The sequence below is a fragment of the Aestuarium zhoushanense genome, from assembly GCF_056431045.1.
Map to the genome: position 1 here is coordinate 170,306 of NZ_JBWKMA010000004.1, position 13,825 is coordinate 184,130.

Consider the following 13,825-nt stretch of genomic DNA (forward strand, 5'->3'; position numbering starts at 1 on the left):
CAGGGAATTTGCCCGTGTCGCGGCTTGACAGACAAGCAGCCTAACGCCAAGCCTTCGGCCATGATTGATATGCGCCCAGTTGGATATGTGATAGGATTGCTGACAGCCGTAATGGGGTTGACCATGGTCGCCCCGATGCTGTTCGACCTTTTTCACAACGACCCCGAATGGCAGACCTTTCTGCAAAGTTCGGTACTGACAACTATGGCTGGGGTGTTTCTCGCCTTGGCCTGCTCGAACCAATTGGGCGATGGGTTGACGCTCAAACAGAGCTTTATCCTCACCACAGGTGTTTGGATCGCTTTGCCCGCCTTCGGGGCTATTCCGTTTATGATCGGGGAAACCCAGCTTTCGCTCGTTGATGCGATGTTCGAATCCATGTCGGGCATGACCACGACAGGGGCCACGGCGATTGAGGGGCTAGAGACCCACTCTTACGGCATTCTGCTCTGGCGCGGGATCCTGCAATGGCTTGGTGGCCTCGGGATTGTCATTGTTGCAATGATTTTTCTGCCCGTGATGAAAGTCGGCGGGATGCAGTTCTTTCAGTCCGAGGGCTTTGATACCTCGGGAAAATCGCTGCCCCGTGCCTTGGACATCGCAAAGGGCCTGCTGAATATCTACATCGGTCTCACGGTGCTCTGTGCTATTTGTTACGGGATCTCTGGGATGAATATGCAGGAATCGATCGTGCATGCCTTCACGACGATTGCGACGGGGGGCTATTCGACCTCGGATGCATCCTTCGCCGCGTTCCCTGGTGCGCCGCAGTATGTCGCGGTGGTCTTTATGTTCCTTGCCTCAGTGCCGTTCTTGCGATTTTTGCAAATGGTCACAGGTGATCCGAAACCCTTGTTCCAAGACGCGCAGGTGCGGGCCTATTTCACATGGACCCTCTACGCGACGGCATTGATTGTTGTGTTTCGTATGTTCGCCCATGGGGACTACAGCGAAGAGATGTTCCGCTCTACCCTGTTCAACGTTGTCTCGATCTTTTCGGGGACTGGGTATGGGGACGGGGATGTGGTCGCTTGGGGGCCATTTGCCTTTGCGATCTTATTTGCCGTAGGCATGATTGGCGGCTGTTCGGGATCGACGGGATGTTCGATCAAAGTGTTCCGCTATCAGTTTATGCTGCGTGCGATTTCGGCCCAAATTCGGCGACTTTATAGCCCGAGCCGTGTTGTATCCGTTCGGTTCGAAGGTCGGGCCGTGAGCGACGAGGTCTTAAGTTCCGTCATGCTGCTTTTTAGCTGCTTTGTGATGACCTTCGGTATTCTGGTTGTTCTGATGGGCATGACGGGGCTTAGCTTTTTTGCGGCGATCACTGGGGCGTGGACATCGATCTTTAATATCGGTCCCGTGTTCGGCCCAGAGGTGGGACCGTCGGGCGCCGTGCATCCGTTCCCAGATACGGCGAAATGGTTGATGATCTTGGGAATGCTCTTGGGACGGCTAGAGATCGTATCGGTGTTCGTTCTCATCCTGCCACGGTTCTGGCGCTCGTAAAAAGGGGCGCCGAAGCGCCCCAATTCGTTACCAGCAGCTGACCAAGACGGTCATGTCTGACGCCATGGATGTGAGCGTCTCTGGCGGCATGTAAGCCATCGAGTCCGTTGTTTTTGCCGTCACCCCTGCCGAAGTGAGCGCGTTCAAAATGCCCTGAGCGGAATAGGCAAAGCTGACCTCTTCGGGCAGGATTTGGTTGCCCGTCGCAGGGTGCGGCAAGAGCATGCCGATCACAGCACCGCCATTGTCGAACACCGGACCACCAATGTCGCCATCCTCGGTCTGCATGTCTAGGCGCAGGGTGCTGTCAGACCCATCCAAGCCACGCACATCGGCGAGCGTGCCGAATGTCAGCGTCGGCAAGGTGAGAGCGCCGCCGTAGGGGTAACCACCCACGGTGATTTGCGACTGGATTCGGGGCAGGGCGGTTTGAATGTCCGCCGACCCCATCGGGGCAAGGCGGCTCTGCGGGCGCAGGATGGCAACGCTGCCGTCGTCGAACACAACATCCGCGTCGAAACTATCGTCGAGCGTCACCCGTTCACAGTTCGCAACGGTGGTTGCCGCCGTCACAACTGTGCCCGCGCCATCCACATAGAATCCAGAGCGTGCGAGTTGCGGTTTACGGATCGCGAGGCCAGAAACCAGATCAATGGACTGTTCGTCGGCAGCTTGGGCGGGGTTGAGCACACCGTCCAGCGTTTCAAAGCTCGCTTTCATGATCTCGGTCACGCGGGTGCGGCGTTCGTCGTCTCCAGCGGGCCAAACGAGGGCAAAGCCTTTAATCTGACCACCAGAGAGCGACGCAGTCACATAGGTGTGGATGCTGTCATTCACGCCTTCGATTTCAAACGAGCTGTCGCGGCGATTACGGTCACCCGTTGTCGGCACGATTTCCAGCGTTTGTAGGATTTCATAAAGACCAAAGAACCGTGTCCGATCCCCAGGCTGTGAAATCAGCAGGACCGTTACGCCCGACCCATCCTTTTCCTCGAACCGCGCGAAGGGGGAATCATAAGCTTTGAATTCAACAGCGCCGGTCGGGATTTCAATGGCGATGCCCGTGGCGTCGTCACGGATCAATTCCATGTCCAGACCCTCGAGGACGGCGTTGTATTGCGCCAAGAGGTCGGCACGTTGAAGCGTGGTCAGAACGCCGGTGTTGGTGTAGCCGTTCGCTTCTTGCCATGCGCTCATGGAGGCGCGGGTGCCACGACCAAATGCGCCGTCGATGGAGGAGTTGTAGAACCCCGCCCATTTCAGCGCGATCTGAAGCATCTCACGTTCGCCACGGTCCAGCGCCGCTTCGCTCGCGCGGGCCTCGGCCAGTGTTTCGTCGACGATGGCGGGTTCCGCAGGTGCTTCATCAGGAACAATCGTCACAACGGGGAGGTCGACTGTTTCAGTCGGCAGAGGTTGCGGTTTGATCGGTGCACCAACGCCAATCGGCCAGAATTGTTGGCCAAAGCGTTCGCCGTCGCTGACAAACGCATCGCGCGGGATTTGGCCCGAGCTGCGCAGCTGACGACGCAGGGCTTCGGCATCAGGACGGGTGTAGGGCCCGAGCGCCACGCCATACCAATCCGAGCCCAGATAGAATCCGTTCACATCGTCCAGCTCAGCCGCATATTTACGCGCTGCATCCTGTGCGGCGGTCAATGTGGGGTGCGCTTCGAGTTGGACCCAAGACGACTGCTGGGCAGCCGCAGAAAAAGACGTAAACACAAAAATAAGAAAAACGGATAGGCGACGGATCATACTGTTCCCAATGCTACAGTCAAAGTATGGGGCTTTATGACACCACTCGACGGGCATTACCAAGCCCTCGACGCCCGAAAATAACTGCATTGAAGCGAATGTGACACCGACGCCCCAATTGACCCCGCCCCATGTGCAGCCTATTCAGGCGCGGAACCGAAAAGAGGGCGACCATGGCCGATAAACCCCGTTCTTTCCAAGAGATCATCCTGAGGCTCCAGACCTACTGGGCTGAAAAGGGCTGCGCAGTTCTGCAACCCTACGACATGGAGGTTGGTGCTGGCACCTTCCACCCTGCGACGACATTGCGTTCGCTCGGTGATCGGGCATGGGCCGCGGCCTATGTTCAGCCGTCCCGCCGTCCGACCGATGGTCGCTATGGTGAAAACCCGAACCGTCTGCAGCACTACTATCAGTATCAAGTACTGATCAAACCGTCGCCGCCTGATCTTCAGGACCTTTACCTTGGTTCGCTTCAGGCGATCGGTATCGACCTTGGTCTGCATGATGTCCGCTTTGTTGAGGACGACTGGGAATCCCCGACCTTGGGTGCGTGGGGTCTTGGCTGGGAAGTATGGTGTGACGGCATGGAAGTGTCGCAGTTCACCTATTTCCAGCAGGTTGGCGGACACGACTGTAAGCCTGTCTCGGGCGAGTTGACCTACGGCCTTGAACGTCTGGCGATGTATGTCCTTGGCGTGGATCACGTGATGGAGATGCCGTTCAACAACCCTGACGCTCCGATTGCGCTGAAATATGGCGACATCTTCCGTCAGACCGAAGAAGAATATTCGCGCCATAACTTTGATGCAGCGGATACCGAGAAACTTTTGCGTCACTTCATCGACGCAGAGGCTGAATGCCAGCGTATCCTCGACAACCCCGCGGTTGATCCGAAAACGGGCAAACGTATCGTCATGGCGCACCCTGCATACGACCAGTGCATTAAGGCATCGCACCTGTTCAACTTGCTCGACGCGCGCGGCGTGATTTCGGTCACCGAACGTCAGGCTTATATCGGCCGTGTTCGTGCCTTGGCAAAGCTGTGTGCGGACGCCTTCGTTCAGACAGAGGCCGGTGGATATACCGCCGAGGCTGCGGAATGAATGCGGTAAAAGTGGCTCTTTCGGGGATTGTTGTGTCTGCGCTTCTGGCTGGTGCTGTTCTTTACTACAATCAGGTCTACGCTTTCTATGATCGCGTGGACGCTGCATCGTTTGGTGAGGTTGAACTGACCTCGATCCATACTGGCCAGCCAGAAGGTATCATGACCGAAGGGTTCGAGGCGATCGATAGCGATAGCTCTCCGATCCGTTTCCGCGCGTGTTTCTCGACCCCGATCAGCATGGGGTCGCTGACCGACAATTATGAAATGTATGCAGATCCAGTGCCGCTGAACGGACCAAACTGGTTCGATTGCTACGACGCGAGTAACGTCGGCGCAGCGCTCGAAACTGGTGAAGCTGTGGCCTTTATGGGTCATGAAAATATCACCTACGGCGTTGATCGCGTGGTGGCCTTTACGGGCGACGGACATGGCTATGTCTGGCACCAGATCAACAAATGTGGCGAAGCCAAATTCAACGGCGATCCGCTGCCCGAAGGATGCCCGACACCCGTCGAAGGGACAAACTAATGCCTAATCTTCTGATCGAACTTTTCTCTGAAGAAATCCCCGCACGTATGCAGGCCAAAGCGGCTGACGATCTGCGCAAGATGGTCACCGATGGACTGGTCGAGGCTGGTTTGACCTATGTTGGCGCCGCTGCCTTTTCGACCCCGCGCCGTTTGACGTTGTCGATTGATGATCTTCTGGCGGAATCCAAACCTGTGCGCGAAGAGCGCAAGGGCCCAGCGACCACCGCACCAGAACAAGCCATCGAAGGGTTCCTGCGTTCGACAGGTCTGACGATTGATCAGTTGGAAGTGCGTGACCAGAAAAAGGGTCAGGCCTATTTCGCTGTGATTGAAAAGCCAAGGCGCAAAGCGGCAGAGGTGATCGCAGAGGTTCTCGAACAAACGATCCGCAATTTCCCATGGCCGAAATCCATGCGCTGGGGCGCTGGCCCGCTGCGTTGGGTGCGTCCGCTGCATTCCATCGTTTGTATCCTGTCTGATGCTGACGGCAACGAAGTTGTTCCTGTTGATATCGACGGCATCACCTCGTCGAACACGACCAAAGGGCACCGTTTCATGGCGCCTGACGCCTTTTCGGTCACTGGGTTTGATGACTACGAGGCGAAACTAAAACGCGCGAAGGTTATCCTGCGTGCGGACGAACGTGCTGACGCGATCTGGCAGGACGCCACCAACATGGCATTCGCCGCTGGTCTGGAAGTCGTCGACGATAAGGGCCTTCTGGCTGAAGTGTCGGGCCTTGTTGAATGGCCTGTTGTTCTGATGGGATCGATTGACGACGCCTTCCTCGGTCTCCCGCCAGAGGTTCTGCAAACCTCGATGAAAGAGCACCAGAAGTTCTTCTCGGTTCGCAACCCAAAAACGGGACGTATCGAGAAGTTCATCACGGTCGCCAACATTGAGACCGCCGATCAAGGCGCGACAATCCTGAAGGGCAACCAAAAAGTTCTCTTTGCGCGTTTGTCGGACGCAAAGTTCTTCTGGGAAAACGACCTGCGCACGGTCGAACGTGCAGGGCTCGAGGCGATGGGCGCTCCGCTCGCCAATGTGACCTTCCACAACAAACTCGGTTCGCAGGCGGAACGCATTGGTCGCATTGCGGTGCTTGCCAAAGAGCTCGCGCCTGTTGTTGGTGCGGATGCGGCAGAGGCAGAGCTGGCAGCGAAAGTTGCTAAATGTGACCTATCATCGGAAATGGTCTACGAATTCCCTGAATTGCAGGGGATTATGGGTCGTTATTACGCGAAAAGTGCAAATCTGTCCGATGCCGTAGCTGATGCCTGCCGCGATCACTATAGCCCGCTAGGCCCGTCTGACGACGTTCCAACCGAAGCTGTTTCGGTGGCTGTGGCGCTTGCTGATAAACTCGACACGCTGACTGGATTCTGGGCGATTGATGAGAAACCCACAGGTTCCAAAGACCCGTTCGCGCTGCGTCGTGCAGCCCTCGGTGTGATCCGTTTGATCCTGTCGAATGGCCTGACCTTGAAACTGTCTGACGTCATCGCAAAGGCAAACGCTGGCGCGGATGCGGCGGACCTGCTGTCGTTCTTCCATGATCGACTGAAGGTGTTCCTCCGCGACGAGGGCATTCGTCACGACGTAATCGACGCTTGTCTCGCGATGGACGGAAGCGATGACATCGCGTTGTTGGTCAAACGCGCACGGGCGCTGCAGGACATGATGGGCACCGAGGACGGCACCAACCTTCTGCAAGGTTACAAACGTGCATCGAACATCCTGTCCCAAGCCGAAGACAAAGACGGCGTCGAATATTCGTTCGGTGCGGATGTGAAATTCGCCGAAGGCGATGCGGAAAAGGCGCTCTTTGCGGCACTCGATACCGCAGAGGCCGCGATTGCACCTGCGATGAAGGCTGAGGACTTTGCCGCAGCTATGTCGGCGATGGCCTCCCTGCGTGGACCGATTGATGGGTTCTTTGAGGCGGTTCAGGTGAACTCTGAGAACGAGATCATCCGTCGCAACCGACTGAACCTTCTGTCGCGTATTCGGACGATTTGTACCTCGGTGGCCGATCTTTCGCGCGTCGACGGTTAATAAAACCGTCACGTTACCCTTGCTGCGAATCGCGCTTGCTCTAAAGTGCATCGCAGCAAGGAGTTCGCCGCAGTGCAGCAAGACCGTATTTACGACCCGATTACTCTAATCACCCCGACCGCTTCGATGTCGCCATCGGTGCATGGCGGACGGGCGAAATGTTTGCAGCGTTTGGTGCGCTTGGACATGCCTGTGCCGACGACGGTCGCGCTGTCGTTCGATGCGGTGCGCGATATTGCACGCGGTCAGATGCCCGACATGGAAGAGCTGATCGCGCCATTCGGTGATGCGCCTCTTCTGTCCGTCCGTCCGTCGAGCCAAGATCCCGATTGGGGCGGTCCTTCGGCCATTCTGAATATCGGGATGAACGACGAACGCCATGCCGCTCTGTGTGCCGAAATTGGCGAAGAAGCGGCGACCGCGATTTATCTGCGGTTCATTCAGTCCTACGCTGTGCAGGTGGCTCGCCTCGATCCAGAGCCGTTCTACCTGCCCGACACGCCGACACTTGAATCGGTGCGCGTGATGTTGGATGCGTTTGAATACGAAACCGATGAGGTTTTCCCCCAAGACCCCGTTCAGCAGCTGGGCGAAGTTCTGCGTTCGATGGCGCGGGCGTGGGATGGGACAACGGCGCGTTTGTTGCGGCAGGCCAAAGGTGCGCCGATTGATGCGGGCCTCGGCCTCGTCGTTCAGCGGATCGCCTTGGGCGTGGGGCAGGGGACTTCTGGGTCTGGCGTCATTCAATTCGTGGACGAAGTGACAGGCGAACGTCGGATCAAAGGGCGTTACCTAAGCCAAAGCCAAGGCCGCGAGGCCCTGTCTGCTGCGAAGGGCGCACTCTACCTCGTTCAAGACGGGCGCGGTCCATCTGTCGAAGAGGAACTGCCCGAGTTGTTTGCAGAGCTCGTCCGATTTGGCGAATTGGTTCGTGTTCGTCTGCGCGAGGAAATGCAGATCGAATTCACGATTGAAAACGGTAAGTTGCATATCCTTGACGGTGTTCGGGTTCAGCGATCCAACCGCGCGTCGGTGCGTATTGCCGTTGCGCTAGCCGAGGATGGGATTATCCCAACCGATGAAGCCGTGATGCGGGTTGATCCTGCGGTTCTGTCTGAATTGCTCCACCGTCAGGTTGCGCCAATGACGGAACGCGATCGGATCGTTCGCGGTATCGCGGCGAGCCCCGGTGCTGCGGTGGGGCGCATTGTGTTTTCGGCGAATGATGCGCAGGCCAGTGCCGCGCGGAGCGAGCCTTGTATCCTCGTTCGTCGCGAAACAACGCCCGAGGATATTCGCGGGATGCACGCCGCCAATGCGGTTTTGACCGTGCGTGGCGGTATCACCAGCCACGCGGCTGTGATCGGACGCGGTCTTGGTCTGCCCTGTGTGGTTGGCGCCTCCGACCTTGTGATTGACAAAAAGCGCCGCGTGATGATCGCGCCTGACGGCCGCGAATTTGCCGAGGGTGAGGTAATCACCGTCGATGGTTCGTCTGGCGATGTTCTGGCAGGGACGGCGACGCTCGAAGAACCCGCGCTGGATAACGCGTTCCAAACATTGCTGAAATGGGCGGATGAATACCGTGACATTGGCGTGCGTGCGAACGCCGATACGCCTGCCGATGCGCAAACTGCGCGGAACTTCCTGGCCCAAGGGATCGGTCTGTGCCGTACGGAACATATGTTCTTTGAAGGGGACCGTTTGGGTGTGATGCGCGAGATGATCTTTGCGCATACTTCAGAGGATCGTCGCGCCGTGCTCGAGCGCCTATTGCCAATGCAGCGTGGCGATTTCATCGAGTTGTTCGAGATTATGCAGGGCAAACCCGTCTGCATCCGCTTGTTCGACCCGCCCTTGCACGAATTCTTGCCCGCCGACAAATCGGGCCACCGTGAATTGGCGGAACAGTTGTCCTTGCCTCTGTCCGAAGTAAATGCGCGGGTCGAAGCCCTGTCTGAATACAACCCGATGCTTGGCATGCGGGGGGTTCGGCTGGGACTGACTTATCCCGAAATCTACGACATGCAGGCCCGCGCAATTTTTGAAGCGACCGTCGAGGCGAGCCGTTCCGGTGACCCCGTAGTCCCTGAAATCATGATTCCGCTCGTCAGCGCGATGCGCGAAGTTGAACTGGTCAAGAGCCGGATCGACGCCGTTGCGGGTCACGTGCGGGCCGAGACAGGCACCAATTTCACCTATCGCTATGGCGTCATGGTTGAAACGCCACGTGCGGCTTTGCGGGCGGAAGACATCGTTCAATACGCGGCCTTCTTGTCCTTCGGGACGAACGATTTGACCCAGATGACTTACGGTTTGTCCCGCGATGACGCTGGCCGTTTCATGTCATCCTACGTCAATGCGCATGTTTACGCCGAAGATCCATTCCATACTCTCGACATCGAAGGTGTCGGTGAGTTGCTCAAAATCGGGGCTGAACGGGGGCGTTTGGGTCGCCGCGATGTGGTGCTTTCGATCTGTGGTGAGCATGGCGGAAGCCGCAGCGCGATCGACTTCTGTCGCCGCCAAGGCTTTGATTACGTGTCATGTTCGCCGTTCCGTGTTCCATCTGCGCGACTTTCTGCTGCACAATTGGCAATTTCTGACTCTCGCAGAAACAGTATGCGGTAGTCGAATTCGACCATTGCGCGATATGTTGCTGGAACACTCATTCGTGTTTAAATTTGCACGAATGGGTGGGTAGACTCTGTTCTAATGTTTCTTGTAGTCCCCTCCGGCCAGCGTGGGGCAGACCGCGTGAAACCGGAGCAGAGTGATGAAGAAGTCACTCGTCACTATGACGATCCGCGCCGCAATGACTGCGGCGCTTCTTTTGTCGGGCAGCGCTTATGCGTCCGCACAGAACCTTTTGGCGAGCCGCCTGTCCTCTTTGCTGGGGCAAGAGCGTGAAGCCATCGCAGAGATTTCGTCGTCGAGCATGACTGCTCTGGCGACCCCGCCCGCGCCCGAAGTGCGGAACATCGCGACTGTCCCAGCTGGCCTGTACGAAACCGCGACCCTCGACGCTATGCCGAGCGCGTCCGGCGGTGCCCAGTGGGAATGTCTCGCCGAAGCCCTTTATTTCGAAGCCCGCGGTGAAAGCCTCAAAGGTCAGTTCGCTGTCGGCGAAGTGATTTTGAACCGCGTTGATAGCAGCGCTTACCCGAATTCGGTTTGTGGCGTTGTCAATCAAGGCACGGGCCGTTTGCACGCCTGCCAGTTTTCCTACACCTGCGATGGTCGCGCCGAAGCGATCAACGAACGTGGTGCGTGGGAAGAGGTGGGTAAGGTCGCGCGCCTGTTGCTGGACGGTGCACCGCGTGACCTGACCGCAGGTGCAACCCACTATCACACACGTAACGTGAACCCGACATGGGCCCGCCGTTTCCCGCAGACGGCAGCGATTGACTCGCATCTTTTCTATCGTCAGCCGACCCGCACGGCGTCGAACTAGTCGCGTTTCGGAACCAAAGGGGCGTGCGTGATCGCTTGTCCCTTTGGTGTCGGCCTAGTATGCCGACACTCGAACGACCGAAAGTGCGACAATGACCGACGATATCCGCATGGCTTTTGCCCATCCCTCGGAACGAGCCGAAGCTAGCGCAACCCAACCCTGTGACCGTATTTCCCTGAGCGACTATGTTGTTGAGGTCGAAATCGGTGCGTTTCAGCAGGAACGCGGGCACCTTCAGCGGGTGCGTTTTAACGTCGTGGTCGAAGTCGCGCCGCAGACCGGTGAAATCGACGACGATGTGGATCGGATTTTGTCATACGACACGATTACGGAATCCATTGATGTCGAATTGGGTGCAGAACGGATCAACCTTTTGGAAACCTTGGCCGCACGGGTGGCCGAACGCATCTTGCGTGAACCGCAAGCCCTGCGCGTCTTTGTTCGCATTGAAAAGCTAGACCGCGGTCCGTTCTCCCTTGGCGTCGAAATCGTTCGTGCCAAAGGCGAGGTTGCGCGCAAAGGCCAAGACCACGTTCAGGTGCCGCATCCTCGGGTTCTGTTCCTGTCGAATGACGCCATCATGTCCGACCGTCTCAAAGGTTGGATTGATGAGCTGTCGGCAGAGAAGGCGCCGCTTATCATTGCCGTTGGTGCAGCCGATACATCGGCTCCACAATCTGCTGCAGCATTGGCGCAGCGTCGGATTGATCTCCTGGCCATTGAGCAGAACGCATGGGTTTTGGCGGGCCGCGATAAGCGTTGCATGGTGGTCGGGACGCGGACTGAATTGGATTGGGCGATGAAACATTCGCAGATTTGCGTTTGGGCCCCGTCGAAAATCGTCCTTGATGCAGTCGAAAGCCCCTCAGCCAGCCCGCGTGAGGCCTTGGCGCTGGTGTCGTGGTTCGCTGAACACATGCAAGCCGCAGAGCTTTTGGTCATCGGTGCTGATGCGCCATCGGCCTCTATCCCCGTTCGAACGGCGGAGGTTACGGCGGAGCATCTGCTATGACCCATTATTACCGCGCCATCCCGATGACCGATCCTGCGCGGCCTGCAGGCGCGCTGCCAATTGCGGGGGGCTGGTGCTGGTTTGATCGGGTTGAGGTTCTGTCACGCGGCAAAGCTGCCGAGATTATCCCCGTGACCGAAGCTCCGCAGAGCATTCTGCATGCGATCGCTTCGCCCCGTGGGGATATCGCGGGGCTGTCGATGGCCGAGCCGCAGGTCATGGGTATCCTAAACGTCACCCCAGATAGTTTTTCAGACGGTGGGCGATATATCGACCCTGAAAACGCGCTGTCCCAAGCGCAAACCATGATCCGCGAAGGTGCGACGATTATTGACGTTGGGGGGGAAAGTACTCGCCCTGGTGCGGCTGTCGTTCCTGTCGAAGAAGAGACCGCACGTGTCGCGCAGGTTGTTGAAGCGCTGGCAAATGGCGGCGTTTGCGTTTCGATTGATACGCGAAAGGCAGCCGTCGCTGCAAAGACCGCCGAATTGGGGGCCAAGATCCTCAATGATGTGTCGGCAATGTCCTATGATTCAGCGATGGCCGAGGTTGCAGCCGCTACTGGTTTGCCGATCTGCCTGATGCACGCGCAGGGCACACCAGAAACCATGCAGGCTGACCCGCGTTACGACGATGTTGTGCTCGACGTTTATGACTATCTGGCGGAACGGATTGAGGTGGCCATCGCCGCCGGGATCAAGCGATCACAGATCATCGTTGATCCGGGTATCGGCTTTGGCAAAACACAACAGCATAACCTTGCGCTTTTGCGGCGCTTGTCGATCTTTCACAGCTTGGGCTGTCCGATCCTACTCGGGGCGAGCCGCAAACGTTTCATTGGTGAAATAACCGGTGCGCAGGATGCTGCCGAAAGGATGGCTGGATCGGTCTCTGTCGCGCTCGATGGTATTCGCCAAGGGGTGCAGATCGTGCGAGTCCATGATACTTTGCACACCAGACAGGCCATTAGCCTGCAGACTGCATTGTTTGGGACACTTTAATGACTCGAAAATTATTTGGTACGGATGGGGTGCGTGGGACCGCAAACCAGTATCCGATGACTGCTGAGATGGCCTTGAAAATCGGGGCCGCTGCTGGGCGATATTTTCGCAACGACGGATCGAACGGCCACCGTGTGGTGATCGGTAAGGACACGCGACTGTCGGGCTATATGTTTGAAAATGCTCTGACGGCGGGTCTGACCTCAACTGGTATGAACGTTCTATTGCTCGGCCCCGTGCCGACACCTGCTGTTGGGATGCTGACCACGACAATGCGTGCCGACGTTGGCATCATGATTTCGGCGAGCCACAACCCGCACCACGACAACGGCATCAAATTCTTTGGCCCTGACGGGTTCAAGCTGTCGGACGAAGCTGAGGCCGAGATCGAAGCAATGGTGTTCGCGGATATCCAGCTCGCTCAGTCGATCAATATCGGTCGTGCAAAGCGTATAGACGACGGTCGATTCCGTTACGCTGAACGGGTCAAGGCGACCTTCCCTCAGGGGCAGAACCTCAAGGGTTTGAAGGTCGTGATCGACTGCGCGAATGGCGCGGCGCATAAGGTTGCGCCTGAAGTTCTTTGGGAACTTGGCGCAGAGGTTATCCCCGTTGGCGTTGCGCCGAACGGCTATAACATCAACGAAAACTGTGGCTCGACCAGCCCACGCACTGCGGCTGAAACAATCGTGAGCCATGGCGCTGACGTTGGTATCTGCCTTGATGGCGATGCGGACCGCATCATGATCCTCGATGAAAAGGGCAATGTCGCGGACGGCGACCAGTTGATGGCGCTGATGGCGGGACGTTGGGCGGACGAAGGTCGTCTGTCGGGCGGTGCCTTGGTTGCGACGGTGATGTCGAACCTTGGCCTAGAGCGTTACCTGGACGGTCGCGGCCTGCGGCTGGAGCGTACCAACGTTGGTGACCGCTATGTCGTCGAACGGATGCGGGCAGGGGGCTATAACCTCGGTGGTGAACAGTCTGGCCACATCGTGATGACGGATTTTGCGACGACTGGGGATGGCCTCTTGGCTGGTCTGCAGTTCCTTGCTGCAATGATCGCGACAGGTAAGAAAGCCAGCGAACTGACGAAGTCGTTTGAGACGGTTCCGCAGATGCTGAAGAACGTGCGGTATTCGGCGGGCAGTGATCCGCTCTCTGCAGAGAGCGTGAAGCAGGCGATTGCTGATGCAGAGGGTCTTTTGGTCGGCAAAGGGCGTCTGTTGATCCGTAAATCGGGGACTGAACCGCTCGTGCGCGTCATGGCCGAATGCGAAGATGCGGCTCTGCTAGAGCAGGTCGTTGATGGGATCGTGGCCGAGGTTCAGACCGCGGCTTAACCGCTAGGACACCAGACATGAAAAAAGCGCCCCGTTTGGGGCGCTTTTGCAT

10 protein-coding genes are annotated in these 13,825 nt (G+C 57.5%); 9 read left to right on the forward strand and 1 reads right to left on the reverse strand.

Annotated elements, in window-relative coordinates; genetic code table 11:
• The first annotated feature begins 60 nt into the window (after window positions 1-60).
• On the forward strand, window positions 61-1,509 hold the full coding sequence (locus tag AC07ED_RS03145; RefSeq protein ID WP_105234530.1) for a TrkH family potassium uptake protein: 1,449 nt from the start codon (window positions 61-63) through the stop codon (window positions 1,507-1,509).
• Window positions 1,510-1,536: 27 nt separating this feature from the next.
• Here the strand turns inward: AC07ED_RS03145 and AC07ED_RS03150 are convergent, their stop codons facing one another.
• Complete coding sequence (locus AC07ED_RS03150; protein ID WP_105234531.1) at window positions 1,537-3,267, reverse strand: trypsin-like peptidase domain-containing protein; 1,731 nt, start codon at window positions 3,265-3,267, stop codon at window positions 1,537-1,539.
• 173 nt (window positions 3,268-3,440) lie between these two features.
• On the opposite strand from AC07ED_RS03150, the gene AC07ED_RS03155 reads away from it, so the two are divergent.
• From AC07ED_RS03155 to glmM, 8 genes are all read left to right on the forward strand, one after another.
• Window positions 3,441-4,373, forward strand: a complete 933-nt coding sequence (locus AC07ED_RS03155) for a glycine--tRNA ligase subunit alpha (protein WP_105234532.1) — start codon at window positions 3,441-3,443, stop codon at window positions 4,371-4,373.
• On the forward strand, window positions 4,370-4,903 hold the full coding sequence (locus AC07ED_RS03160) for a DUF6446 family protein (protein WP_105234533.1): 534 nt from the start codon (window positions 4,370-4,372) through the stop codon (window positions 4,901-4,903). Before AC07ED_RS03155 ends, AC07ED_RS03160 begins: the two co-directional genes overlap by 4 nt.
• Window positions 4,903-6,963 (forward strand): glycine--tRNA ligase subunit beta, encoded by a 2,061-nt coding sequence (glyS, locus tag AC07ED_RS03165; RefSeq protein WP_105234534.1) that lies wholly within the window; start codon window positions 4,903-4,905, stop codon window positions 6,961-6,963. The genes AC07ED_RS03160 and glyS overlap by 1 nt, the downstream gene beginning before the upstream one ends.
• Before the next feature lie 126 nt (window positions 6,964-7,089).
• Window positions 7,090-9,594 (forward strand): putative PEP-binding protein, encoded by a 2,505-nt coding sequence (locus AC07ED_RS03170; protein ID WP_105236296.1) that lies wholly within the window; start codon window positions 7,090-7,092, stop codon window positions 9,592-9,594.
• A gap of 145 nt (window positions 9,595-9,739) precedes the next feature.
• Window positions 9,740-10,417 carry a cell wall hydrolase gene (locus AC07ED_RS03175; protein ID WP_245918116.1) on the forward strand — a complete coding sequence of 226 codons (678 nt, stop codon included), beginning with the start codon at window positions 9,740-9,742 and terminating at the stop codon, window positions 10,415-10,417.
• Window positions 10,418-10,508: 91 nt separating this feature from the next.
• Window positions 10,509-11,429, forward strand: coding sequence for a dihydroneopterin aldolase (locus tag AC07ED_RS03180; RefSeq protein WP_105234535.1), 921 nt, complete (start codon window positions 10,509-10,511; stop codon window positions 11,427-11,429).
• Window positions 11,426-12,430 (forward strand): dihydropteroate synthase, encoded by a 1,005-nt coding sequence (gene folP / locus AC07ED_RS03185; RefSeq protein WP_105234536.1) that lies wholly within the window; start codon window positions 11,426-11,428, stop codon window positions 12,428-12,430. The genes AC07ED_RS03180 and folP overlap by 4 nt, the downstream gene beginning before the upstream one ends.
• Entirely contained in the window at window positions 12,430-13,773 is a 1,344-nt protein-coding gene (gene glmM, locus AC07ED_RS03190) for a phosphoglucosamine mutase (RefSeq protein WP_105234537.1), read from the forward strand. The genes folP and glmM overlap by 1 nt, the downstream gene beginning before the upstream one ends.
• Window positions 13,774-13,825 lie beyond the last annotated feature (52 nt).

Bases quoted from the DNA above. Each gene is read 5' to 3' on its own strand.
- AC07ED_RS03155 (WP_105234532.1), top strand. From the start codon at position 3,441: ATGGCCGATAAACCCCGTTCTTTCCAAGAGATCATCCTGAGGCTCCAG.
- glyS (WP_105234534.1), top strand. From the start codon at position 4,903: ATGCCTAATCTTCTGATCGAACTTTTCTCTGAAGAAATCCCCGCACGT.
- AC07ED_RS03145 (WP_105234530.1), top strand. From the start codon at position 61: ATGATTGATATGCGCCCAGTTGGATATGTGATAGGATTGCTGACAGCC.
- folP (WP_105234536.1), top strand. From the start codon at position 11,426: ATGACCCATTATTACCGCGCCATCCCGATGACCGATCCTGCGCGGCCT.
- AC07ED_RS03175 (WP_245918116.1), top strand. From the start codon at position 9,740: ATGAAGAAGTCACTCGTCACTATGACGATCCGCGCCGCAATGACTGCG.
- glmM (WP_105234537.1), top strand. From the start codon at position 12,430: ATGACTCGAAAATTATTTGGTACGGATGGGGTGCGTGGGACCGCAAAC.
- AC07ED_RS03170 (WP_105236296.1), top strand. From the start codon at position 7,090: ATGTCGCCATCGGTGCATGGCGGACGGGCGAAATGTTTGCAGCGTTTG.
- AC07ED_RS03160 (WP_105234533.1), top strand. From the start codon at position 4,370: ATGAATGCGGTAAAAGTGGCTCTTTCGGGGATTGTTGTGTCTGCGCTT.
- AC07ED_RS03150 (WP_105234531.1), bottom strand. From the start codon at position 3,267: ATGATCCGTCGCCTATCCGTTTTTCTTATTTTTGTGTTTACGTCTTTT.
- AC07ED_RS03180 (WP_105234535.1), top strand. From the start codon at position 10,509: ATGACCGACGATATCCGCATGGCTTTTGCCCATCCCTCGGAACGAGCC.